Below are 24147 nucleotides of genomic sequence, written 5' to 3' on the forward strand. Positions count from 1 at the left end.
GGGCCTGATGCGTTAGCCGAAAACGCTTTGAATATAGCGTTCCAGCGCCATGCGGGAACTGAATCCGTGCGGGATGCCGTAATGTTCCTGTGAATCACCCGCCAGGTAGAGAGGGAATTGGGTGTAGTGATCGCAGGTCTTCATTTCTGAAGCAGGTTCAGCGAACGGCTGGCTCTTCTCTTTCAGCGTCGGGTGAATCACTAAAGCCATGCGCCCCATGCGCGCCTCGCGATTCACATAAACGTAGTTCTCACCACGGCGATAGCCATAGGCCCGTGGAGTAATTTCGTCGACTTCGAAACCCGCTTTTTCCAGTACGCGCGCTACCTCATCTGGTCGTAAATACATGCTCGATCCTCTCCTCTTTCAAAAGCTTCGCAACCTTACATCAGCATGACAGAGTGGGCATTCGGAATTTTCCCTAAAGAACACTCCCGCGTCTCGTTTATCAAAAGGTCGTCTACACTAGTATTACGTTTTTAAATCAAAGGGAGCTAAAAAATGTTTAATCGCACTGTAAAAAACGATGACATTGATATCAATCAGGATGTGAATGAGCTGGCCGATTCACTCGAAGCGCTGTTGAAATCTTATGGCAGTGACGCCAAAGACGAAGTGGATTCAGCCCGCAGTCAGGCAGAAAAACTGCTCAAGCAGACCCGCTCTAAACTGAACGGCGGCAGCAACCGTGTATCCCAGGTTGCGCGTGATGCCGGTGCGCAGGTTGATACCTACGTGCATGACAAACCATGGCACGGTGTGGGTGTCGGTGCTGCGTTCGGTATCGTAGTCGGTATACTGCTGGCTTCTCGCCGCTAAGTATAAAAGATCCCCTAAGCCCTGCCCTGTGCGGGGCTTTTTTTTTGCCCTTTTTCTGGCCGACGACATTTACAAAAGATTTTTTCAGGCTGCAGGGCGCATTACTGCTGGCTTTGCCTCTGTTGCGCAAATGCAAATCATAAAACCCTATATCTGGTGGGCTTGACCACCAAAACCACTACATCTAGTATTTATCTCATCAGTACGACACCCGATGTCCGACCGAATGAAGCCCGCAACAGGCTGCATCGACTTTATTTCCGGTCATCAGAACCGCATACAGAGGGAAATACGAATCATGCGCATTATTATTTACACTAAAGACAATTGTGTCCAGTGCACGGCGACCAAAAATGCGATGGACCGTCAGGGTCTCGCTTATCAGCTGATCAATCTCGACAGCCAGCCGGAGGCGATCGACAACCTGAAATCACTGGGTTATCGCCAGGTTCCGGTGGTGATGGCAGATAACGATCACTGGAGCGGTTTCCGTCCGGACAAGATCGCCACTCTGCGCACGCTTTCTGCCGTCGGGGGCTAATCGTATGTTCCCGCTGGTCTATTTTTCCAGCCAGTCGGAAAACACCCACCGGTTTGTGACGCGCCTCGGCCTGCCCGCCCGGCGCATCCCGCTTGATGCCCGCGAGCACCTGCATATCGACCAGCCCTATATTCTGGTGGTGCCCAGCTATGGCGGTGGCAGCAGTCGTGGTGCGGTACCCGGTCAGGTGATTCAGTTTCTTAATGATGAGGCGAACCGACGCGGTATTCGGGGCGTGATCGCGGCAGGCAACCGTAACTTCGGTGCCGGTTACTGCCTGGCGGGCAGCATCATTGCAAAAAAATGTCAGGTGCCCTGCCTCTACCGCTTCGAGCTGATGGGAACGCCTGACGATATTGCGAAAGTTAAAGCGGGAGTAACCCAATTTTGGCAACAACAGATACCCTCAACGGCGTGACGCTCGATTATCACGCCCTCAATGCCATGCTGAACCTCTATGACGCAGAGGGCCGCATCCAGTTCGATAAGGATCGCGAAGCGACACGGCAGTTCTATCTGCAGCATGTGCAGCCCAATACGGTTTCCTTCGCCAGCAACGCTGAGCGTTTACGCTATCTGGTGGCAGAGAGCTATTACGAAGCGGACATGCTGAACCAGTACGATTTTGATTTCCTGCTTGCGCTGCATGAGGTGGCCGAAAACTGGGGATTTGAGTTCAAAACCTTTCTTGGTGCCTGGAAGTACTACACCAGCTATACGCTGAAGACCTTTGACGGCAAACGCTATCTGGAAACCTTCGAGCAGCGTGCCTGCATGGTTGCGCTGACGCTGGCTCAGGGCGATGAAACGCTGGCGCGGGCGCTACTGGAAGAGATTCTCAGTGGCCGTTTCCAGCCCGCCACGCCGACTTTTCTGAACTGCGGCAAACAGCAGCGCGGTGAGCTGGTCTCCTGTTTCCTGCTGCGAATCGAAGACAATATGGAGTCGATTGGTCGTGCCGTAAACTCAGCACTGCAGCTGTCGAAACGGGGCGGCGGCGTCGCCTTTTTGTTGTCGAACCTGCGAGAATCCGGTGCGCCGATCAAACGCATCGAAAATCAGTCGTCGGGCATCATTCCGGTGATGAAAATGCTGGAAGATGCCTTCTCCTATGCAAATCAGCTTGGCGCACGTCAGGGCGCTGGCGCGGTGTGGCTCAATGCGCACCATCCCGATATCTTCCGCTTTCTGGATACCAAGCGCGAAAACGCCGACGAGAAGATCCGCATCAAAACGTTGTCGTTAGGCGTGGTAATCCCCGATATCACCTTCCAGCTGGCAAAAGAGAACAAACCGATGGCGCTGTTCTCGCCCTACGACGTGGAACGGATCTACGGCCAGGCCTTTGGTGATATCAGCATCAGCGAGAAGTATGACGAGATGCTGGCAGACGATCGCATCCGCAAAACCTATATTCAGCCACGTGACTTCTTCCAGACGCTGGCCGAGATTCAGTTTGAGTCGGGCTATCCCTACATCATGTATGAGGACAGCGTGAACCGCAGTAACCCGATTGCTGGTCGCATTAATATGAGCAACCTCTGCTCGGAGATTCTGCAGGTCAACAGCGCCAGCGAGTACAACGACGATCTCAGCTATCGCAGGATCGGCAAAGATATCTCCTGTAATCTTGGCTCACTGAATATTGCGCACGCCATGGATTCGCGCGATCTGGCGCGTACCGTGGATGTGGCGGTCCGCGCGCTGACCTCGGTGTCAATGATGAGCGAGATCGGCTCGGTACCTTCTGTTGCCGAAGGCAACCGCCGTTCGCACGCCATTGGCCTGGGACAGATGAACCTGCACGGCTATCTGGCGCGCGAAGGCATCGCCTACGGTTCGCCGGAAGCGCTGGACTTCACCAATCTCTACTTCTATTGCATCACTTACTATGCGCTGCGCACCTCTAATCAGCTGGCGCAGGAGCATCAGCAGACCTTCGACGGCTTTGCGAATTCGGACTACGCCAGCGGCGTTTACTTTGATAAGTATCTGCAGCGCGAGTGGCTGCCGCGTACTGAACGGGTAGCTCAACTGTTTGCCGATGCCGGACTGACGCTGCCAACTCAGGCGGACTGGAAGGCACTGCGTGATGCGGTGATGCAGTACGGGCTGTTTAATCAGAACCTGCAGGCTATCCCGCCGACCGGTTCGATCTCTTACATCAATCATGCCACCTCCAGCATCCATCCGATTGTCTCCCCTGTCGAGATCCGCAAAGAGGGCAAAACCGGCCGCGTCTACTATCCCGCGCCGTTTATGACCAATGAGAATCTGCACCTCTATCAGGATGCGTATCAGATTGGGCCGGAAGCGATTATTGATACCTACGCAGAAGCAACGCAGCACGTCGATCAGGGATTGTCGCTGACGCTGTTCTTCCGCGATGACGTCACCACCCGTGACATCAACAAAGCGCAGATTTACGCGTGGAAAAAAGGGATCAAAACGCTCTATTACATTCGACTGCGTCAGATGGCGCTTCAGGGCACGGAGGTTCAGGGCTGCGTTTCCTGCTCCCTGTAATAATAACGATGAAACTTAAACAGATTCAGGCCATTAACTGGAACCGCATTCAGGATGATAAAGATCTTGAGGTGTGGAACCGTCTTACCAGCAACTTCTGGCTGCCGGAAAAGGTGCCGCTCTCCAACGATCTGCCCGGCTGGCAGACGCTGGATAAACAGCAGCAGCAGCTGACCATCCGGGTCTTTACCGGCCTGACGCTGCTCGACACCATCCAGAACGTGATCGGCGCGCCGGGGCTAATGGAGGATGCGATTACCCCACACGAAGAAGCAGTGCTGTCGAATATCAGCTTTATGGAAGCGGTACATGCCCGCTCCTACAGTTCGATCTTCTCGACCCTGTGCAACACGCAGGATGTGGATGCCGCCTACCAGTGGAGCGAAGAGAATGCGCCGTTGCAGAACAAGGCGCGCATCATCCTGGAGCACTACCGGGCAGACGATCCGCTGAAGAAGAAGATCGCCAGCGTCTTCCTGGAGTCGTTTCTGTTCTATTCCGGCTTCTGGCTGCCGATGTACTGGTCAAGCCGGGGTAAGCTGACCAATACCGCAGACCTGATTCGCCTGATTATCCGCGATGAAGCAGTGCACGGTTACTACATCGGCTATAAATATCAGCAGGCGCTGGCCAGCGCTGACGATCTGCGTCGTGAAGAACTGCAGCAGTTCGCCTATGATCTGCTGCTGGCGCTGTATGAAAATGAAGTGGCTTACACCGAGGCGCTCTACGCCGATGTCGGCTGGGTGGACGAAGTGAAAACCTTCCTGCACTACAACGCCAATAAAGCACTGATGAATCTGGGCTACGAGGCGCTCTTCCCGGCAGAGCTGACGGCCGTCAATCCGGCCATTCTGTCGGCACTGTCACCCAACGCTGACGAGAACCACGACTTCTTCTCCGGCTCAGGCTCCTCCTATGTGATGGGTAAAGCGGTCGAAACTGAAGACGAAGACTGGAATTTCTGATGGTCGGGCAGGTCATTCTGATTGTCAGGATGGCCTGCGACAGAGGATAAAGAGGCCGGCTCAGGGAGCATACGCCTTCCGCAAAGGCGCAAAACATGCCCTCTAAGGCGTGGCTCAGCGCGGGCGATTACGCACCACATGCCTGAAGTGCGCCCGTACCGGGCCAACGCGTTGCGTTGTTCAAAACGCTCCCGGCGTTTTTGTCCATGGCCCGCTATGCTTTGCTACAGGCGTATGCTCCCATCCCTTTAAACTTCTGAAGACGTTAAGCCCTGAGCCGTAAGTTGCCCCCTTCTTAGGGCGCACCTCCTCTACCGTTGTTTAAACCTCTCGTTATGACTGGTATGGCCTGTTAATAAACATGCGTGTGAAATAGTTTTTTGAGTTATTATTAACCTCAAATGATTATTAGCGACCGATGCTGTTTATGAATGCGACTCGCCAGGGTCTGACGCCTGCTTTAGTGGTCCTGATGTCGGTAGCAACCGGCCTCTGCGTAGCCAGTAACTATTACGTTCAGCCACTGCTTAATACTATCGCCCAACAGTTTGATCTCTCTGTTAGCCTCGCCGGGTTTATTGTCACCACGGCGCAACTCGGCTACGCCTGCGGTCTTCTGTTGCTGGTGCCGCTGGGCGATCGCTTTGAACGACGCAGCCTGATTGTGACGATGATCCTGCTGGCTGCGGCGGGCATGGTAATTATCGCCCTGTCGCACACGTTCCTCTTTTTACTGCTGGGCACGATCATGACCGGCCTGTTTTCGGTCGCCGCACAAATTCTGGTGCCGCTGGCCGCCACGCTGGCCGAGCCAGAGCGGCGCGGCAAAATCGTTGGGACGGTCATGAGCGGTCTGCTGCTGGGGATTCTGCTGGCACGCACCGTGGCAGGTGGCCTGGCGCAGCTCGGCGGCTGGCGCACGGTTTACTGGACCGCCAGTCTGCTGATGGTGGTTATGGCGCTGGCGCTTTGGCGATCGTTGCCACGCGTAAAGCAGTCAATGGCCATGAGCTATCCGCAACTGCTGGCTTCCATCTTTCGTCTGTATGCAGGCAATCGGGTGATCCGCACACGCGCCTGGACCGGCTGTCTCTCCTTTGCCAATTTCAGCCTGCTCTGGACCTCAATGGCATTTCTGCTCTCCGGCGCGCCTTATCATTTTTCTGAGGGCAGGATTGGTTTGCTGGGATTAGTGGGTGCTGCGGGTGCGCTGGCCGCACGTCAGGCGGGTTCACTGGCCGACAAAGGCAAAGCGAAGCTGACCACCCGACTGGGCCTGCTGCTTATGCTGCTCTCCTGGGCCGCCATTGCGTGGGGTGCGGAGCAGCTTGTGCCGCTGATCGTCGGTATCCTGCTACTGGATCTGGCGGTGCAGGCCGTGCATATCACCAACCAGAGCGTGATTTATGCGCAGATGCCGGAGGCGCGAAACCGTCTGAATGCCGGTTACATGACCAGCTACTTTATCGGCGGCGCGGCGGGCTCGCTGCTCTCCGCTACCGCTTACCATCTTTGGGGCTGGTATGGCGTCTGTGGAGCTGGCGCGCTACTGACGCTGATTAATCTGCTGATTTGGGCAGGGGGATCGCGCTTTGAGCCGGAAAAAATCAACTGAAGGCTGTCCGGACAACGCATTGGTCTGGTCACAAATGGTTAGGTTTGTTATGGTTAGTAACAAACCTATTCACTTCAGTTATTTTTCCTCGCGATATTAATAAATTTGCCCCCTTTTTGATAACGTCCTGGCACTGCGGCTGCCGCCGGGCGTACGGGTTTTTGACCCAGGGCCAGGGACTGGCCTGGAATACCTTTGATGGTGCAGCGTGCGAGTCTGTCAGCGATCACTTGCTGAAAAGTGACTACGCTTAGCCTGTCACCATAGTTATTATACAAGTTGCAATTAGTGAGGTTTTTTTTAATGGAAAGTTCGTTTACTCCCATTGAGCAGATGCTAAACATCCGTGCCAATCGCCATAAGGATTTTCCGTTACAGGAAATTATTCTGACGCGTCTCTGTATGCATATGCAGGGTAAACTGCTGGACAACCGCAATAAGATGCTGAAAGCACAGGGTATTAATGAGACCCTGTTTATGGCGTTGATTACGCTGGATGCGCAGGAAAATCACAGCATTCAGCCCTCTGAGCTCAGTTCTGCCCTTGGCTCTTCACGCACCAATGCTACGCGCATTGCTGATGAGCTGGAGAAGCGCGGCTGGATTGAGCGTCGCGAAAGCGATCACGACCGTCGCTGCCTGCACCTGCATCTGACCGATAAAGGCATGGAATTCCTGCGTCAGCTGCTGCCACCTCAGCATCAGAGCCTGCAGTATCTCTGGTCGTCGCTGTCAGTCGATGAGAAGTCTCAGCTGGAAGGCATTACCCGTAAGTTGCTTAATCGTCTTGATAAAATGGATGAAGATCAGCTGATCGCCTCGCTGTCCCGCTAATAGCAACAAGTGCGACACAATCACCTGTCGAAATCGTTATCTTAATTTCCTTTTTAATCTGGCCAGCGCTCAGTCGCTGGCTTTTTCGACTCGGGCGCTGGCAGAAAAGGATTTCTGCTGCCCGACTAAATGGAAAACGTGGAGAAAGTCATGAGTGCAACGGCAGAAGCACAAAGCCCGCAACCGTCAGCCAGTAAGAAAAGAAAGCGCAAAAGTGTGCTCATTATGCTGGCGCTTATCTTTGTGCTGATTGGTATTGCCTGGGGCGCCTACTGGTTCCTGGTCCTGCGCCATTTTCAGGAGACTGATGACGCCTACGTTGCGGGCAATCAGGTGCAGGTGATGGCACAGGTCTCCGGTAGCGTGAATAAGGTCTGGTTTGAAGATACCGATTTCGTCAAAAAAGGCGATGTACTGGTTTCACTTGATAAGACCGATGCCGAGCAGGCGTTTGAAAAAGCCCAGACGGCTCTGGCTACCAGCGTGCGTCAGACGCATCAGCTGATGATCAATGGCAAACAGTATCAGGCCAGCATCACGCTGCAGCAGACCGCACTGGCACAGGCAGAGGCGGACCTGAAACGCCGTGAACCGTTAGGCGCAGCCAACCTGATTGGCCGTGAAGAGTTGCAGCACGCCCGTGACGCCGTTGCAACGGCTAAAGCGCAGCTGGACGTGGCCATTCAGCAATACAATGCCAATCAGGCGATGATCCTCAACACCTCGCTGGAAAATCAGCCTGCCGTGCAACAGAGCGCGGCTGAACTGCGTGACGCCTGGCTGGCGCTGCAGCGCACCGAAATCCGCAGCCCGATGGATGGCTTTGTCTCCCGTCGCAGCGTACAGGTCGGTTCGCAAATTTCTACCAGCACCCCGCTGCTCGCTGTCGTACCTGCCACCAATCTGTGGGTCGATGCGAACTTCAAAGAGACGCAGCTGGCTGGTGTCCGTATTGGTCAGCCTGCCACCGTGGTCGCCGATATCTACGGTGACGAAGTGGTTTATCAGGGTAAAGTGGTGGGTCTGGATATGGGCACCGGCAGCGCCTTCTCTTTGCTGCCAGCACAGAACGCCACTGGTAACTGGATTAAAGTGGTTCAGCGTCTGCCGGTCCGTATCGAACTGAATCAGGACGATATCGCCAGACATCCACTGCGCATCGGCCTCTCCACGCTGGTCAAAATCGATACCACCAGCAAAGAGGGTAGCGCGCTTGCCACCAGCGCCCGTCAGCAGGCCGCTTACAGTAGTAATGCTCTGGCGATTGACCTTACGCCGGTCAATCAGCTGATCACCGATATCGTCCGCGCCAACGCCGGATGATGACGCGGAGGCTGTAATGGCACAAAAACCGCTTGAAGGGATGCCGCTGGTCCTGATGACCATTGCGCTGTCGCTGGCGACGTTCATGCAGGTGCTGGATTCGACCATCGCCAACGTGGCTATCCCCACCATTGCCGGTAACCTGGGAGCGTCGAACTCGCAGGGCACCTGGGTGATCACCTCGTTTGGCGTCGCCAATGCGATTTCGATCCCCCTGACCGGCTGGCTGGCAAAACGCATCGGTGAAGTGAAGCTGTTTACCTGGTCGACCATTCTGTTTGCTATCGCCTCCTGGGCGTGTGGCATGTCAGACAGCCTGGAGATGCTGATTTTCTTCCGCGTCATTCAGGGGATAGTCGCAGGTCCATTGATCCCGCTGTCGCAAAGCCTGCTGCTCAACAACTATCCGCCCGCTAAGCGCAGTGTTGCACTGTCGCTATGGGCGATGACGGTGATCGTGGCACCGATCTGCGGCCCGATATTGGGCGGCTGGATCAGCGATAACTATCACTGGGGCTGGATCTTCTTTATCAACGTGCCGATTGGTGTGGCAGTGGTGATACTGACGCTGCAAACCCTGCGTGGTCGGGAAACCAAAACCGAAATCCGGCGGATCGATATGGTCGGGCTGGTGCTGCTGGTCGTGGGGATCGGCTGTCTGCAGGTGATGCTGGACCGCGGGAAGGAGCTCGACTGGTTTAACTCGTCCGAAATTATCGTGTTGGGGGTCGTGGCTGTAATTGCGCTGTCCGTCCTGCTGGTGTGGGAGCTGACGGACGATCACCCGATCATTGACCTGTCGCTGTTTAAGTCGCGCAACTTCACCATCGGCTGCCTGTCGATCAGCCTGGCTTATATGCTCTACTTCGGCTCAATAGTTCTGTTGCCGCAGCTGCTGCAGGAGGTTTACGGGTATACCGCAACCTGGGCAGGGCTGGCGTCTGCGCCGGTAGGGATTTTGCCGGTGATCCTGTCGCCGATCATTGGTCGCTTCGCCCATAAGCTCGACATGCGGCGACTGGTTACGTTCAGCTTCATTATGTATGCCGTCTGCTTTTACTGGCGTGCTTATACGTTTGAACCGGGGATGGACTTTGGTGCCTCAGCCTGGCCACAGTTTATTCAGGGCTTTGCCGTGGCCTGCTTCTTTATGCCGCTGACCACCATTACGCTGTCGGGACTGCCGCCGGAGCGCATGGCGGCTGCCTCCAGCCTGTCGAACTTTATGCGTACCTTTGCCGGCTCAGTGGGAACGTCGATTACCACCACCATGTGGACGAATCGCGAGTCGATGCATCATAGCTACCTGACGGAGTCGATTACCCCTTACAACACCAATTCGCAACAGATGTATAGCCAGCTGGAGAGCCTGGGGATGACACAGCAGCAGGCGTCAGCTTATATCGCGCAGCAGATTACCAATCAGGGACTGATTATTTCAGCGAATGAAATCTTCTGGGCGTCGGCGGGGGTCTTTTTGATTCTGCTGGTGCTGATCTGGTTTGCCCGCCCGCCGTTTGGCGCAGGCGGTGGTGGCGGTGGCGGTGGCGCGCACTGATGTCACACAGCAAAACGGGCCTTTCGGCCCGTTTTTTTATGCGTTCTGACGCCACCATTCGGCGAGCAGTACGCCGGTTGCGACCGAGACATTGAGGCTTTCCACGTTGCCGGTACCGCCAATTGACAGGCTCATGTCGCCCTGCCTGAACGCGGTGTCAGAAAGACCTTCACGCTCCTGACCTAACACCAGCACCATTTTCTCCGGCAGCTGAGCCTGCGCCAGCGGCGTGCCCTGATGGCTGGAGGTGGTCACGATGGTGTAACCCGCTTTACGAAACGCTTCCAGACCTTCGCTGAAGGTTGCACCGCTGATGGCCTGCACATGCTCAGCGCCGCCTTCTGCAGTACGCACCGCTGCACCTGACTCCAGCAGAGAAGCATCATTGACCAGCAAACCTTTTACGCCAAAGTGTGCGCAGCTGCGCATAATCGCGCCGAGGTTATGCGGGTTGCTGACATCTTCCAGTGCCAGTACGCAATCTTTCGTATTCGCCTGGCTCAGCCATTCAGACACCGCCATGCCCATACGCTTTTTGATCAGGAAGCAGACGCCGCCATGATGCTCAGTACCTGACGCTTTGGTGATCTCAGCATCTTCTACCACGTGATAGGCTTTGCGGTTAGCCGCCAGCCAGCGCAGCGCTTCGCGAAAACGCGGTGTAACTTCCTGCACGAACCAGGCGCGAACAATCGCTTCCGGACGGCTCTGGAACAGCGCCTGACAGGCGTTCTCGCCATAGACGCGGGTCTCTTCATTACGCTGACGACGGATCTGCTCAGGATCGACGAAGCTCTTGCCGCTGATACCGCCGTGATCCGGCTTATCGTTCTCAGGCGATGACGCACGATCGGCAGAAGGCGCGCGTGACACGGTGCGCCACGGGGAGTCGCTGCTGCCATAAGCGCCACGGCTGTCATCACCACGATCGTTGCGGCGACCTGCGCCATCGTCTGAACGGCGTGGTGCGCCACGTCCGCCTTCATCACGACGCGGTGAACTGCTGCGACCGGTGTCGTCACTACGACGACCAGCGGAGCGACCGCCTTCCTGAGTGCGTTCAGTGCGCGGGCCAGATGAACGACGATTATCATCCTGGCGGGCAGCAGAGTGACCACCTTTGCCTGTGCGAGGATTCGGCGCGCGCGCGCTTTTATCGTCCTCGCCACGCACGTACATCACCTTAACTTTGCCGCTCTTGCCTTTATATTCGTCGTTCATCTCTTCCTCCCGCATTTAGAGCGCGCAGATTACCTGATGTGCTGGCGCTTAGCTATCAACTATTGAACCTATAGAGCAATCCAGATTGAGCGAAAATCCGCCCCCTTTCATAATGGACAACGATTACCAGACTGACACTTTTCAACATCAGAGGTTCCTATGAATACGGTATGCGCTTCCTGTCAGGCAACCAATCGCGTTCCTGACGAACGCCTTGCCGACGTGGCGAAATGTGGTCGCTGTGGAAATGAGCTGTTCGATGGCGAAGTGGTGAATGCCACCAGCGCCAACTTTGACAAATATCTGCAGGATGATTTGCCGGTGGTGATCGATTTCTGGGCGCCCTGGTGCAGCCCCTGCGTCAATTTTGCGCCAGTGTTTAAAGATGTCGCCAGTGAACGCAGCGGCAAGGTCCGCTTTATTAAAGTGAACACCGAAGCGGAACCAGCCCTGAGCGCCCGTTTCAATATTCGCAGTATCCCGACCATCATGCTGTTTAAAAATGGCGAGCGGGTCGACATGCTGAACGGCGCTATGCCCAAAGCGCCTTTTAACGAATGGCTCGACGAATCACTTTAAACTTCAACGGCCAGCCAGTCTGGCCTTTTCCTTTTCATCTGCGCTTCGATTACACTGACGTTTTTCCTGCCCTGAATACTCATGTCTGATAATGCTGTTTTGCGCTTGCGCACCCAACGCCTGGCCCGCGCCACCCGTCCTTTCCTGGCGCGCGGAAATCGGGTCATTCGCTGCCAGGGCTGCCTGCTGCCAGAGGCAAACTGTCTCTGCAATCAGATCGTGCCGCAGTCTGCCCGTAGTCGCTTCTGCCTGGTGATGTTTGATACCGAGCCAATGAAGCCGAGTAACACTGGCCGTCTGATTGCCGATATTCTGCCGCATACCCAGGCATTTGGCTGGTCACGCACCGAGCCGGATCCGCTGCTGCTTGCGGCTGTGCGCAACCCTGAATATCAGCCGCTGGTGGTCTTCCCGGCCGCCTATGCCGATCCCGGTCGCGAAGTGCTGACAACGCCGCCCGCCAGCGGCAAGCCGCCGCTGTTTATTATGCTGGATGGTACCTGGACCGAAGCGCGCAAGATGTTTCGCAAAAGTCCCTGGCTCGACGCCCTGCCGGTAATGTCGCTGGATGTCAGCACGCCTTCGCGTTACACGCTGCGTGAGGCGCACGGCGAAGGTCAGCATTGCACCGCTGAAGTGGCGGCGGCGCTACTGGCACAGGCGGGCGATCGGCAGGCGGCAGAGGCGTTATCTCACCATTTCGATCAGTTCCGCGCGGCCTATCTGGCAGGAAAACCGCATCACCCCGGACAGGCTTAACCGTGTCCCTCTCCGGCTGGCAGGCGTGAGCCTGCTCTGACAGTTTTCAGGATCCGGATGTTCAGCCTGCGATCTGCCCGGAAGCGCGGCCAGCAAAAAGCGTTTACAATCACGCAAATCCCGATCTCTGGAGGGCGAGATGAGCCAACGCGGACTGGAAGCGCTGTTACGACCTAAGTCAATTGCGGTGATAGGTGCCTCGGTCACGCCCGGGCGTGCCGGCTACTTTATGATGCGTAACCTGCTGGCAGGCGGTTTTAGCGGGCCTGTACTGCCGGTCACGCCAAAATATAAAGCGGTCAGCGGCGTACTCGCCTGGCCCACCATCGACAGCTTACCTTTCGCGCCTGACCTGGCGGTGATCTGCACCCACTCAAAACGTAACCTCGAATTGCTGCAACAGCTCGGCGAGAAAGGTTGCAAGGCCTGTATTATTCTCTCTGCACCTGCCAGCCAGTCGGCTGAACTCAAAGCCTGCGCCAGCCAGTGGCAGATACGTCTGCTGGGGCCGAACAGTCTTGGCCTGCTGGCGCCCTGGCAGGGTCTCAATGCCAGCTTCTCGCCGGTGCCGATAGAGAAAGGCCGTATCGCATTTATCTCCCAGTCTGCCGCCGTATCGAATACCATTCTCGACTGGGCGCAGCAGCGTAACCTCGGTTTTTCGTGGTTTATCGCGCTGGGTGACAGCCTGGATACCGATGTTGATGACCTGCTCGACTTCCTGGCCCGCGACGGTAAAACAAGTGCCATCCTCCTTTATCTGGAGCACCTCAGTGACGCACGTCGCTTTGTTTCTGCCTCACGCAGCGCTTCCCGTAATAAACCGATTCTGGTGATCAAGAGTGGTCGCAGCCGTGAAGCGCAGGCGCTGCTGGGCACCCACAGTGGTCTGGATGCTGCCTGGGATGCGGCCATTCAGCGTGCCGGATTGCTGCGGGTACAGGATACCCATGAGCTGTTCTCCGCTGTTGAATCGCTAAGCCATATGCGGCCACTGCGCGGCGACAGGCTGATGATCATCAGTAATGGTGCGGCGCCCGCCGCGCTGGCGCTGGATGAGCTTTACGCCCGCAATGGGAAACTGGCGCAGCTCAGCGATGAAACGCGTCAGCAGCTTGAGGCTATTTTGCCTGCCGGTGCGGGTCGCGGTAATCCGCTGGATTTAAAAGATGACGCCACCGCTGAGCGCTACGCTGCCTGCACAGAGATCCTGCTCGACAGCCATGAACTTGATGCCTTAATGATCATTCATGCGCCAAGCGCGGTCGCGCCTGCGACTGAAACGGCCGCACATCTGATCGATACTGTGGCCCGCCACCCGCGCGGTAAGCTGGTGACGCTGCTGACCAACTGGAGCGGCGAGTTCTCTTCACAGGCTGCACGTCGTGCCTTTACGCAGGCGGGTATACCCACCTGGCGCACGCCGGAAGGCACCGTAACCGCCTTTATGCATCAGGTTGAGTACCGACGTAATCAGAAGCAGCTGCGCGAGACGCCTGCCCTGCCCGCTACACTGAACCAGGATAGTGCACATGCTCACCAGCTGCTGTCACAGGCGCTGGCGCGTGGCATTACCTCACTGGATACTCACGAAGTGCAGCCGGTGCTGCAGGCTTATGGGCTGGCCACGCTGCCAACCTGGATCGCCAGTGACAGCGCGGCAGCGGTAACCATTGCCGGCCAGATTGGCTATCCGGTGGCGCTAAAGCTGCGTTCACCCGATATCGCCCATAAATCAGAGGTTCAGGGTGTGATGCTCTACCTGCGTAATGCCAGTGAAGTGGAGCATGCCGCCGAAGCCATTTTTGATCGGGTAAAGCAGACGCTGCCGCAGGCGCGTATAGAGGGACTGCTGGTTCAGAGCATGGCCAGCCGGGCGGGCGCGCAGGAATTGCGGGTCGTGGTCGAACAGGATGCACTGTTTGGCCCAATCATTATGCTGGGTGAAGGCGGGGTGGAATGGCAGGCTGATAAACAGGCTGCCGTTGCCCTGCCCCCACTGAATATGACGCTGGCACGCTATCTGGTCATTCAGGCTATTAAGAGCGGAAAAATCCGCAGCCGCAGCGCCCTGAATCCGCTGGATATCTCTGGTTTAAGCCAGCTGCTGGTGCAGGTCTCTGATCTGGTAGTGGATTGCCCGGAGATCCAGCGACTGGATATTCATCCGCTGCTGGCGGCAGGCAATGATTTTACCCTGCTGGATGTCACCCTGACGCTGGCTCCGTTCCACGGCGATAACGAAGCAAGGCTGGCCATTCGCCCTTATCCGCAGCATCTGGAAGAACAGGTAGAGTTAAAAGATGGGCAATCCTGCCTGTTCCGTCCAATCCTGCCAGAGGATGAACCATTATTGCGCGATTTTATCAGCCAGGTGACCAAAGAGGATCTTTACTACCGCTACTTCAGTGAGATCAATGAGTTCACGCATGATGACCTCGCCAATATGACTCAGATCGATTATGACCGCGAGATGGCGATTGTGGCGGTCCGTCAGCATCAGGAACGTCATGAGATCATTGGTGTCACTCGCGCGATCTCTGACGCCGATAACATCGATGCGGAGTTTTCAGTGCTGGTCCGTTCTGACCTGAAAGGGTTAGGCATGGGCCGTCGTCTGCTGGAAAAGATGATCCGCTACACCCGACATCACGGCTTGCAACAATTGAACGGTATCACCATGCCCCATAACCGCGGCATGATCACCCTGGCCCGAAAACTCAATTTTCATGTTGATATTCAACTGGATGACGGTATCGTCAGCCTGAAATTGTCTTTACAGAATGAGATCAACTAACCTTGTACAGAAAGGTAAAAAACGTTCGAATCGACGGAGTTGATGTTATTATTTATGGTTATAACCCTGATTTGATGGCAAAAGGCCATGCAATGAACAGAGAAGAAGTGCACTGTGATGTTGTCTAAATTTAAACGTAATAAACACCAACAACACCTCGCAGAGCTGCCGAAACTGTCACAATCCGTTGCGGATATGTCGACACTTTACTCGCCTGCCGAATTTCGTCAGACGTTGCTGGAGAAGATTGCGGCAGCGCAGACCCGCATCTGTATCGTTGCGCTCTATCTGGAAAACGATGACGCCGGGCGTGCCGTTATGGATGCGCTTTATCATGCGAAGCAGGCGAGACCGGAGCTGGATATCTCGATTCTGGTAGACTGGCATCGTGCGCAGCGTGGCCGAATTGGCGCAGCACGAGGCGTAACCAATGCCGACTGGTATTGCGAAATGGCGACGCGTTATGCCGATATTGCCATCCCGGTTTATGGTATCCCGGTCAATACCCGTGAAGCCCTGGGTGTACTCCATCTTAAAGGTTTCATCATAGATGATACGCTGCTCTACAGCGGCGCCAGCATCAATGATGTTTACCTGCATCAGCATGACAAGTATCGTTATGATCGCTACCAGGTTATCCGCAATTCGCAGCTGACCGATACCATGTATGACTGGATCACGCTCAATCTGAAGCCAGCAGAAGCGGTTAACCGGCTCGATTTCGCTGAGCGCCCTTCCAGCCCCGAAATTAAAAATGAGACGCGCCAGTTCCGTCAGGATCTGCGTGGCTTCAATTATCAGTTTGAAGGGAATGCCGGCAACGATGAACTGGCAGTTACACCGCTGGTCGGTCTGGGTAAGCATAGCCTGCTCAATAAAACCATTTTCCATCTGATGCCGTGTGCAGAACAGAAGCTGATTATCTGTACCCCCTACTTCAACATGCCCGCCTTGCTGGTACGTAATATCATTCATCTTCTGCGCCAGGGAAAGCAGGTTGAGATCATCGTCGGCGATAAAACAGCCAATGACTTCTATATTGCGCCTGATCAGCCGTTCAAAATCATAGGCGCGCTGCCTTACCTGTATGAAATCAATCTGCGTCGCTTTATGAGCCGTTTGCACTACTACGTTACGACCGATCAGCTGGTCGTGAGACTGTGGAAGGATGGCGAGAACAGTTATCACCTTAAAGGAATGTGGGTTGATGACGAATGGCAGCTGATTACCGGTAATAACCTCAATCCACGTGCCTGGCGGCTCGATCTGGAAAATGCCGTGCTGATCCACGATCCTCATCAGGAGTTAGCGGCTCAGCGTGAGAAGGAATTGACGTTAATCCGGCAGAACACGACGGTAGTGACGCATTTCCGTGAGCTAGAGAGTATTGCTGATTACCCGGCCAAGGTGCGCAAGCTCATTCGCCGTCTGCGCCGGATACGTATCGATCGCCTGATCAGCCGGATTCTTTAATCACTGCGGTCAATAAGGCATCCATTATGCGAAGTGTGCTGCTTGCTGTGCTGTTGTTTCGTTAAGTTCTGGGGCGGGAAAAGAGCTGTATGACAGCCGCCCGAATGGCAGCGGCTGGAGCTGGAAAGATTTCGCTGGGATGCCGCCGGTGCAGCCAGCGGCATTGCTCTCTGGAATCTGAGCCAGTAGCTATTTTAAAGCTTAATCCCCTTACCACGCTTGTGCAGCAACAGCGACACCAGAAACGCCACCGCGCCCATCGCAGAGACATACCAGAAGAAGGTAGTCTCGATCCCCTGCTTCTTCATCAGCAACGCTACATACTCTGCCGAACCCCCGAAGATCGCATTCGCGACGGCGTAGGAGAGCCCGACACCCAGTGCACGCACCTGTGGCGGGAACATTTCGGCTTTAAGAATGCCGCTGATGGCCGTGTAGAAGCTGGTGATCAGCAAGGCCAGCATAATCAACAGGAAAGCCACGCCGGGACTTTGCACGTTTTGCAGCAGGGTCAGAATTGGCACCGTACAGATCGCCGCAGCTGCGCCAAAGATCATCATCGAAGTGCGACGACCAATTTTATCTGACAGCGCACCGATAATTGGCTGAATCAGCATAAAGACCAGCAGCGCACCGGTCATCAGCCCGCTGGCTGTTTTAGGATCCATACCCGACGTGTTAACCAGATACTTCTGCATGTAGGTGGTGAAGGTGTAAAAACTCAGGGAACCGCCCGCGGTAAAACCCAGCACCATCAGGAAAGGACGGGTATGATTGCGCAGCAATCCGATTACGCTTCCCGCATCGCGATGTTCCCGGCTGGTCTTGTCTGACGTTTCTTCCAGAGAGCGCCGTAGCCACAATGCGACAACCGCGAGCAGTGCGCCGAGGAAGAACGGAATTCGCCAGCCCCAGCTGCGCAGTTCTGCATCAGTAAGCAGGAATTGTAGCACCACTACGGTCAGTACCGCCGCTAACTGACCACCAATCAGCGTGACATACTGGAATGAGGCGTAGAATCCTTTGCGTCCTTCCAAAGCCACTTCGCTCATGTAGGTTGCGCTGGTCCCATATTCCCCACCTACCGATAATCCCTGAAACATACGCGCCAGCAGCAGAATGACGGGAGCCGCCACGCCGATCGTTGCGTAACCCGGCAGGCAGGCGATGACCAGTGACCCGAAACACATCATGCAGACCGAAACCAGCATCGAATTTTTTCGGCCATGTTTGTCACCGATATAGCCGAACAGCCAGCCACCAATCGGACGCATCAAAAATCCTGCCGCAAAAACGCCCGCCGTCTGCAACAACTGCGTGGTGGTATCTCCCTGCGGGAAGAATATGTGCGCAAAGTAGAGCGAGAAGAATGAATAGACATAGAAGTCGAACCACTCGACCAGGTTGCCCGATGACGCGCCAACAATAGCCCAGATGCGTTTCCTGGTATCATCCGGCTGAATTTTATTATTTGTTGTTGTCATGCCTTACCTCTGTTCCTTGCTGATCAACAGCGTTTAAAGGATTGAGTAAAGCATTTAAGTCTACCAGAGGTAAAGGCGGGGTAATCTGAGATGAATATTGTGAGCCATATCGCCAATTATCGAAAAATCAGCGGGTTGCTGGCGATGCCGTAAGACCATATGAGGTGATGAGGGTTGCAGAAAGTGGGTTTGTGGTCAATGTTTCTGTTCAAAAGAGCAAAATTCAGACGTAAAAAAGCCCCGCACTGCGTGCGGGGCTTCTTCACTTATTTAATGCCTGGCAGTTCCCTACTCTCGCATGGGGAGACCCCACACTACCATCGGCGCTACGGCGTTTCACTTCTGAGTTCGGCATGGGGTCAGGTGGGACCACCGCGCTAAAGCCGCCAGGCAAATCTTGGTGCACGAAACGAATCTTTTACGCCATGACCGCGTTGCCATCGCTCAGCCACACCGGTCACATACCTCAGTATGCTCCCGCTGATGTCTTCGCTCTGCGCCTTGTCACGCCGCAAAATCTTTCGTTTCCGCTAATTTTATCCGGAATAAGCTGAAAATCGTGTCTCTCAAAAACGCCTCTGGCGTTGTAAGGTTAAGCCTCACGGGTCATTAGTACCGGTTAGCTCAACGCATCGCTGCGCTTACACACCCGGCCTATCAACGTCGTAGTCTTCAACGTCCCTTCAGGACCCTCAAGGAGTCAGGGAGAACTCATCTCGGGGCAAGTTTCGTGCTTAGATGCTTTCAGCACTTATCTTTTCCGCACTTAGCTACCGGGCAGTGCCATTGGCATGACAACCCGAACACCAGTGGTGCGTTCACTCCGGTCCTCTCGTACTAGGAGCAACCCCCCTCAATTCTCCAGCGCCCACGGCAGATAGGGACCGAACTGTCTCACGACGTTCTAAACCCAGCTCGCGTACCACTTTAAACGGCGAACAGCCGTACCCTTGGGACCTACTTCAGCCCCAGGATGTGATGAGCCGACATCGAGGTGCCAAACACCGCCGTCGATATGAACTCTTGGGCGGTATCAGCCTGTTATCCCCGGAGTACCTTTTATCCGTTGAGCGATGGCCCTTCCATTCAGAACCACCGGATCACTATGACCTGCTTTCGCACCTGCTCGAGCCGTCACTCTCGCAGTCAAGCCAGCTTATGCCATTGCACTAACCTCACGATGTCCGACCGTGATTAGCTGACCTTCGTGCTCCTCCGTTACTCTTTAGGAGGAGACCGCCCCAGTCAAACTACCCACCAGACACTGTCCGCAGCCCGGATAACGGGCCTACGTTAGAACATCAAACATTAAAGGGTGGTATTTCAAGGTTGGCTCCACGCAGACTGGCGTCCGCGCTTCAAAGCCTCCCACCTATCCTACACATCAAGGCTCAATGTTCAGTGTCAAGCTGTAGTAAAGGTTCACGGGGTCTTTCCGTCTTGCCGCGGGTACACTGCATCTTCACAGCGAGTTCAATTTCACTGAGTCTCGGGTGGAGACAGCCTGGCCATCATTACGCCATTCGTGCAGGTCGGAACTTACCCGACAAGGAATTTCGCTACCTTAGGACCGTTATAGTTACGGCCGCCGTTTACCGGGGCTTCGATCAAGAGCTTCTCCTTGCGGATAACCCCATCAATTAACCTTCCGGCACCGGGCAGGCGTCACACCGTATACGTCCACTTTCGTGTTTGCACAGTGCTGTGTTTTTAATAAACAGTTGCAGCCAGCTGGTATCTTCGACTGGCTTCGGCTCGGGGAGTAAATCCCTCCACCTACGCGCCAGCGTGCCTTCTCCCGAAGTTACGGCACCATTTTGCCTAGTTCCTTCACCCGAGTTCTCTCAAGCGCCTTGGTATTCTCTACCTGACCACCTGTGTCGGTTTGGGGTACGATTCTGTGTTACCTGATGCTTAGAGGCTTTTCCTGGAAGCTGGGCATTTATCACTTCAGCACCGTAGTGCCTCGTCGTCACGCCTCAGCGTTAATAAGGGACCGGATTTACCTGGACCCTCCGCCTACACGCTTAAACCGGGACAACCGTCGCCCGGCTGATATAGCCATCTCCGTCCCCCCTTCGCAGTAACACCGAGTACAGGAATATTAACCTGTTTCCCATCGACTACGCCTTTCGGCCTCGCCTTAGGGGTCGACTCACCCTGCTCCGATTAACGTTGAACAGGAACCCTTGGTCTTCCGGCGAGCGGGCTTTTCACCCGCTTTATCGTTACTTATGTCAGCATTCGCACTTCTGATACCTCCAGCATGCCTCGCAGCACACCTTCGACGGCTTACAGAACGCTCCCCTACCCAACAACACATAGTGTCGCTGCCGCAGCTTCGGTGCATGGTTTAGCCCCGTTACATCTTCCGCGCAGGCCGACTCGACCAGTGAGCTATTACGCTTTCTTTAAATGATGGCTGCTTCTAAGCCAACATCCTGGCTGTCTGTGCCTTCCCACATCGTTTCCCACTTAACCATGACTTTGGGACCTTAGCTGGCGGTCTGGGTTGTTTCCCTCTTCACGACGGACGTTAGCACCCGCCGTGTGTCTCCCGTGATAACATTCTCCGGTATTCGCAGTTTGCATCGGGTTGGTAAGCCGGGATGGCCCCCTAGCCGAAACAGTGCTCTACCCCCGGAGATGAGTTCACGAGGCGCTACCTAAATAGCTTTCGGGGAGAACCAGCTATCTCCCGGTTTGATTGGCCTTTCACCCCCAGCCACAGGTCATCCGCTAATTTTTCAACATTAGTCGGTTCGGTCCTCCAGTTAGTGTTACCCAACCTTCAACCTGCCCATGGCTAGATCACCGGGTTTCGGGTCTATACCCTGCAACTTAACGCCCAGTTAAGACTCGGTTTCCCTGCGGCTCCCCTATACGGTTAACCTTGCTACAGAATATAAGTCGCTGACCCATTATACAAAAGGTACGCAGTCACCCCCGTAAAGAGGGCTCCCACTGCTTGTACGTACACGGTTTCAGGTTCTGTTTCACTCCCCTCGCCGGGGTTCTTTTCGCCTTTCCCTCACGGTACTGGTTCACTATCGGTCAGTCAGGAGTATTTAGCCTTGGAGGATGGTCCCCCCATATTCAGACAGGATACCACGTGTCCCGCCTTACTCATCGAGCTCACAGCGCGTGTGCTTTTGTGTACGGGAGTATCACCCTGTACCCTGCGACTTTCCAGACGCTTCCACTAACACACATGCTGATTCAGGCTCTGGGCTGCTCCCCGTTCGCTCGCCGCTACTGGGGGAATCTCGGTTGATTTCTTTTCCTCGGGGTACTTAGATGTTTCAGTTCCCCCGGTTCGCCTTGCAGCACTATGTATTCATGCTGCAATGATGCACAGAGTGCACCGGGTTTCCCCATTCGGACATCGACGGCTGTAGCGGTTCATATCACCTTACCGTCGCTTTACGCAGATTAGCACGTCCTTCATCGCCTCTGACTGCCTGGGCATCCACCGTGTACGCTTAGTCGCTTAACCTCACAACCCACAGGCGTTTTGCAACGCTGCAGACTGCAAGCATTTGAGAGACTCGAACGTGCCGCATTTTTCATTCTTATTACGGAGAATGAAAGCGACACGTCGTTTCAATTTTCAGCTTGTTCCGGATTGTTAAAGAGCAAATATCTCAAACGCGTCACGGCTGCTTACGCAGCCAGAACGGCTTTGAGATACTGTATGGAGACATCTTTCACCTGTCACCAAGCAGGTGGCGTCCCCTAGGGGATTCGAACCCCTGTTGCCGCCGTGAAAGGGCGGAGTCCTAACCGCTAGACGAAGGGGACACGATAGTGTCACGACTTCGCAGCCGTCCTGCTCATTACTTTTTATCAGACAATCTGTGTGAGCACTGCGCGGGAAGGTATCTTCAGGTAAGGAGGTGATCCAACCGCAGGTTCCCCTACGGTTACCTTGTTACGACTTCACCCCAGTCATGAATCACAAAGTGGTAAGCGCCCTCCCGAAGGTTAAGCTACCTACTTCTTTTGCAACCCACTCCCATGGTGTGACGGGCGGTGTGTACAAGGCCCGGGAACGTATTCACCGTGGCATTCTGATCCACGATTACTAGCGATTCCGACTTCACGGAGTCGAGTTGCAGACTCCGATCCGGACTACGACGCACTTTGTGAGGTCCGCTTACTCTCGCGAGGTCGCTTCTCTTTGTATGCGCCATTGTAGCACGTGTGTAGCCCTACTCGTAAGGGCCATGATGACTTGACGTCATCCCCACCTTCCTCCGGTTTATCACCGGCAGTCTCCTTTGAGTTCCCGACCGAATCGCTGGCAACAAAGGATAAGGGTTGCGCTCGTTGCGGGACTTAACCCAACATTTCACAACACGAGCTGACGACAGCCATGCAGCACCTGTCTCACGGTTCCCGAAGGCACTAAGGCATCTCTGCCGAATTCCGTGGATGTCAAGAGTAGGTAAGGTTCTTCGCGTTGCATCGAATTAAACCACATGCTCCACCGCTTGTGCGGGCCCCCGTCAATTCATTTGAGTTTTAACCTTGCGGCCGTACTCCCCAGGCGGTCGACTTAACGCGTTAGCTCCGGAAGCCACTCCTCAAGGGAACAACCTCCAAGTCGACATCGTTTACGGCGTGGACTACCAGGGTATCTAATCCTGTTTGCTCCCCACGCTTTCGCACCTGAGCGTCAGTCTTTGTCCAGGGGGCCGCCTTCGCCACCGGTATTCCTCCAGATCTCTACGCATTTCACCGCTACACCTGGAATTCTACCCCCCTCTACAAGACTCAAGCCTGCCAGTTTCAAATGCAGTTCCCAGGTTAAGCCCGGGGATTTCACATCTGACTTAACAGACCGCCTGCGTGCGCTTTACGCCCAGTAATTCCGATTAACGCTTGCACCCTCCGTATTACCGCGGCTGCTGGCACGGAGTTAGCCGGTGCTTCTTCTGCGGGTAACGTCAATCGGCGCGGTTATTAACCGCACCGCCTTCCTCCCCGCTGAAAGTACTTTACAACCCGAAGGCCTTCTTCATACACGCGGCATGGCTGCATCAGGCTTGCGCCCATTGTGCAATATTCCCCACTGCTGCCTCCCGTAGGAGTCTGGACCGTGTCTCAGTTCCAGTGTGGCTGGTCATCCTCTCAGACCAGCTAGGGATCGTCGCCTAGGTGGGCCATTACCCCGCCTACTAGCTAATCCCATCTGGGTTCATCCGATAGTGAGAGGCCCGAAGGTCCCCCTCTTTGGTCTTGCGACGTTATGCGGTATTAGCCACCGTTTCCAGTGGTTATCCCCCTCTATCGGGCAGATCCCCAGACATTACTCACCCGTCCGCCACTCGTCACCCGAGAGCAAGCTCTCTGTGCTACCGTCCGACTTGCATGTGTTAGGCCTGCCGCCAGCGTTCAATCTGAGCCATGATCAAACTCTTCAATTTAAGTTTGATTTGCTTAAACAAGTTAAGCGGTGCTCATCTGTAAAACGTCATAATGAATTTCATTATGTGTTCACTCGTGAGGCTTTGATACTTTTGTGCGTCCAAAGACGCTGATATCAATCCTGCGAGTGCCCACACAGATTGTCTGATAAATTGTTAAAGAGCAGTGCGAACAGTGCGTTAGCGTCCTGTCGCGAGGTGGCGTATATTACGCTTTCCTC

The 24147-nt window shown here is 54.9% G+C and carries 16 protein-coding genes, 1 tRNA gene and 3 rRNA genes; 13 read left to right on the forward strand and 7 right to left on the reverse strand.

The features are described 5' to 3' along the window. Positions 1–12: 12 nt before the first annotated feature. Complete coding sequence (locus tag AC6I8J_RS14400; RefSeq protein ID WP_003850360.1) at positions 13–348, reverse strand: DUF2002 family protein; 336 nt, start codon at positions 346–348, stop codon at positions 13–15. Positions 349–501: 153 nt separating this feature from the next. Between AC6I8J_RS14400 and AC6I8J_RS14405 the strand changes: the two genes are divergently transcribed. From AC6I8J_RS14405 to emrB, 9 genes are all read left to right on the forward strand, one after another. Further along, complete coding sequence (locus AC6I8J_RS14405) at positions 502–819, forward strand: DUF883 family protein (protein ID WP_033733577.1); 318 nt, start codon at positions 502–504, stop codon at positions 817–819. A 298-nt stretch (positions 820–1117) separates the two neighbouring features. Further along, the gene (gene nrdH, locus AC6I8J_RS14410; protein WP_010257769.1) at positions 1118–1360 is read left to right on the forward strand and encodes a glutaredoxin-like protein NrdH; all 243 of its coding nucleotides are present in this window, start codon (positions 1118–1120) and stop codon (positions 1358–1360) included. A gap of 4 nt (positions 1361–1364) precedes the next feature. Next, positions 1365–1778 (forward strand): class Ib ribonucleoside-diphosphate reductase assembly flavoprotein NrdI, encoded by a 414-nt coding sequence (nrdI, locus tag AC6I8J_RS14415; protein WP_161735791.1) that lies wholly within the window; start codon positions 1365–1367, stop codon positions 1776–1778. After that, positions 1748–3886, forward strand: coding sequence for a class 1b ribonucleoside-diphosphate reductase subunit alpha (gene nrdE, locus AC6I8J_RS14420; protein WP_497825505.1), 2139 nt, complete (start codon positions 1748–1750; stop codon positions 3884–3886). The genes nrdI and nrdE overlap by 31 nt, the downstream gene beginning before the upstream one ends. 8 nt (positions 3887–3894) lie before the next feature. Next, positions 3895–4854, forward strand: coding sequence for a class 1b ribonucleoside-diphosphate reductase subunit beta (nrdF, locus tag AC6I8J_RS14425; RefSeq protein WP_222925104.1), 960 nt, complete (start codon positions 3895–3897; stop codon positions 4852–4854). Positions 4855–5281: 427 nt separating this feature from the next. Beyond that, complete coding sequence (locus tag AC6I8J_RS14430) at positions 5282–6469, forward strand: MFS transporter (protein WP_161735797.1); 1188 nt, start codon at positions 5282–5284, stop codon at positions 6467–6469. 303 nt (positions 6470–6772) lie between these two features. Beyond that, positions 6773–7303: a transcriptional repressor MprA gene (gene mprA, locus AC6I8J_RS14435; protein ID WP_003850381.1), complete on the forward strand. Its 531-nt coding sequence runs from the start codon at positions 6773–6775 to the stop codon at positions 7301–7303. A gap of 150 nt (positions 7304–7453) precedes the next feature. Then, a complete protein-coding gene (emrA, locus tag AC6I8J_RS14440; RefSeq protein WP_253419718.1) occupies positions 7454–8626 on the forward strand; it encodes a multidrug efflux MFS transporter periplasmic adaptor subunit EmrA in 1173 nt (390 codons plus the stop codon). Positions 8627–8642: 16 nt separating this feature from the next. Beyond that, positions 8643–10184, forward strand: a complete 1542-nt coding sequence (gene emrB / locus AC6I8J_RS14445) for a multidrug efflux MFS transporter permease subunit EmrB (protein ID WP_161735801.1) — start codon at positions 8643–8645, stop codon at positions 10182–10184. A 36-nt stretch (positions 10185–10220) separates the two neighbouring features. Here emrB and AC6I8J_RS14450 read toward each other — a convergent pair whose 3' ends face one another. Continuing rightward, entirely contained in the window at positions 10221–11405 is a 1185-nt protein-coding gene (locus AC6I8J_RS14450) for a tRNA/rRNA methyltransferase (protein ID WP_161735802.1), read from the reverse strand. Positions 11406–11564: 159 nt separating this feature from the next. Here AC6I8J_RS14450 and trxC point away from each other — a divergent pair, with 159 nt between their 5' ends. The 4 genes from trxC to pssA all read left to right on the forward strand — a co-directional run bounded on the left by trxC (position 11565) and on the right by pssA (position 17013). Then, entirely contained in the window at positions 11565–11984 is a 420-nt protein-coding gene (trxC, locus tag AC6I8J_RS14455) for a thioredoxin TrxC (protein WP_161735804.1), read from the forward strand. 81 nt (positions 11985–12065) lie between these two features. Next, positions 12066–12743, forward strand: a complete 678-nt coding sequence (locus AC6I8J_RS14460; RefSeq protein ID WP_222925100.1) for a tRNA-uridine aminocarboxypropyltransferase — start codon at positions 12066–12068, stop codon at positions 12741–12743. Positions 12744–12882: 139 nt separating this feature from the next. Continuing rightward, entirely contained in the window at positions 12883–15540 is a 2658-nt protein-coding gene (locus AC6I8J_RS14465) for a bifunctional acetate--CoA ligase family protein/GNAT family N-acetyltransferase (RefSeq protein WP_497825506.1), read from the forward strand. Between the two features lie 117 nt (positions 15541–15657). After that, positions 15658–17013 (forward strand): CDP-diacylglycerol--serine O-phosphatidyltransferase, encoded by a 1356-nt coding sequence (gene pssA / locus AC6I8J_RS14470; protein ID WP_161735810.1) that lies wholly within the window; start codon positions 15658–15660, stop codon positions 17011–17013. A gap of 194 nt (positions 17014–17207) precedes the next feature. Here pssA and AC6I8J_RS14475 read toward each other — a convergent pair whose 3' ends face one another. The 5 genes from AC6I8J_RS14475 to AC6I8J_RS14495 all read right to left on the reverse strand — a co-directional run bounded on the left by AC6I8J_RS14475 (position 17208) and on the right by AC6I8J_RS14495 (position 23926). Further along, positions 17208–18497, reverse strand: coding sequence for an MFS family transporter (locus AC6I8J_RS14475; RefSeq protein WP_161735812.1), 1290 nt, complete (start codon positions 18495–18497; stop codon positions 17208–17210). 275 nt (positions 18498–18772) lie between these two features. After that, positions 18773–18888: ribosomal RNA gene (rrf, locus tag AC6I8J_RS14480) — 5S ribosomal RNA — on the reverse strand. Positions 18889–19085: 197 nt separating this feature from the next. Beyond that, positions 19086–21993, reverse strand: a 23S ribosomal RNA gene (locus AC6I8J_RS14485). 230 nt (positions 21994–22223) lie between these two features. Then, positions 22224–22298 (reverse strand) — tRNA-Glu (locus tag AC6I8J_RS14490). A gap of 88 nt (positions 22299–22386) precedes the next feature. Continuing rightward, a 16S ribosomal RNA gene (locus AC6I8J_RS14495) occupies positions 22387–23926 on the reverse strand. The 16S, 23S and 5S rRNA genes sit together here with 1 tRNA gene alongside, the layout of an rRNA operon. Positions 23927–24147: the final 221 nt, after the last annotated feature.

The organism is Pantoea sp. X-Soil-ISGK-355 (assembly GCF_059730805.1).

Bases quoted from the DNA above. Each gene is read 5' to 3' on its own strand.
- AC6I8J_RS14400 (WP_003850360.1), bottom strand. From the start codon at position 348: ATGTATTTACGACCAGATGAGGTAGCGCGCGTACTGGAAAAAGCGGGT.
- nrdH (WP_010257769.1), top strand. From the start codon at position 1,118: ATGCGCATTATTATTTACACTAAAGACAATTGTGTCCAGTGCACGGCG.
- AC6I8J_RS14465 (WP_497825506.1), top strand. From the start codon at position 12,883: ATGAGCCAACGCGGACTGGAAGCGCTGTTACGACCTAAGTCAATTGCG.
- trxC (WP_161735804.1), top strand. From the start codon at position 11,565: ATGAATACGGTATGCGCTTCCTGTCAGGCAACCAATCGCGTTCCTGAC.
- AC6I8J_RS14450 (WP_161735802.1), bottom strand. From the start codon at position 11,405: ATGAACGACGAATATAAAGGCAAGAGCGGCAAAGTTAAGGTGATGTAC.
- mprA (WP_003850381.1), top strand. From the start codon at position 6,773: ATGGAAAGTTCGTTTACTCCCATTGAGCAGATGCTAAACATCCGTGCC.
- pssA (WP_161735810.1), top strand. From the start codon at position 15,658: ATGTTGTCTAAATTTAAACGTAATAAACACCAACAACACCTCGCAGAG.
- AC6I8J_RS14460 (WP_222925100.1), top strand. From the start codon at position 12,066: ATGTCTGATAATGCTGTTTTGCGCTTGCGCACCCAACGCCTGGCCCGC.
- nrdF (WP_222925104.1), top strand. From the start codon at position 3,895: ATGAAACTTAAACAGATTCAGGCCATTAACTGGAACCGCATTCAGGAT.
- nrdI (WP_161735791.1), top strand. From the start codon at position 1,365: ATGTTCCCGCTGGTCTATTTTTCCAGCCAGTCGGAAAACACCCACCGG.
- emrA (WP_253419718.1), top strand. From the start codon at position 7,454: ATGAGTGCAACGGCAGAAGCACAAAGCCCGCAACCGTCAGCCAGTAAG.
- AC6I8J_RS14405 (WP_033733577.1), top strand. From the start codon at position 502: ATGTTTAATCGCACTGTAAAAAACGATGACATTGATATCAATCAGGAT.
- AC6I8J_RS14430 (WP_161735797.1), top strand. From the start codon at position 5,282: ATGAATGCGACTCGCCAGGGTCTGACGCCTGCTTTAGTGGTCCTGATG.
- AC6I8J_RS14475 (WP_161735812.1), bottom strand. From the start codon at position 18,497: ATGACAACAACAAATAATAAAATTCAGCCGGATGATACCAGGAAACGC.
- emrB (WP_161735801.1), top strand. From the start codon at position 8,643: ATGGCACAAAAACCGCTTGAAGGGATGCCGCTGGTCCTGATGACCATT.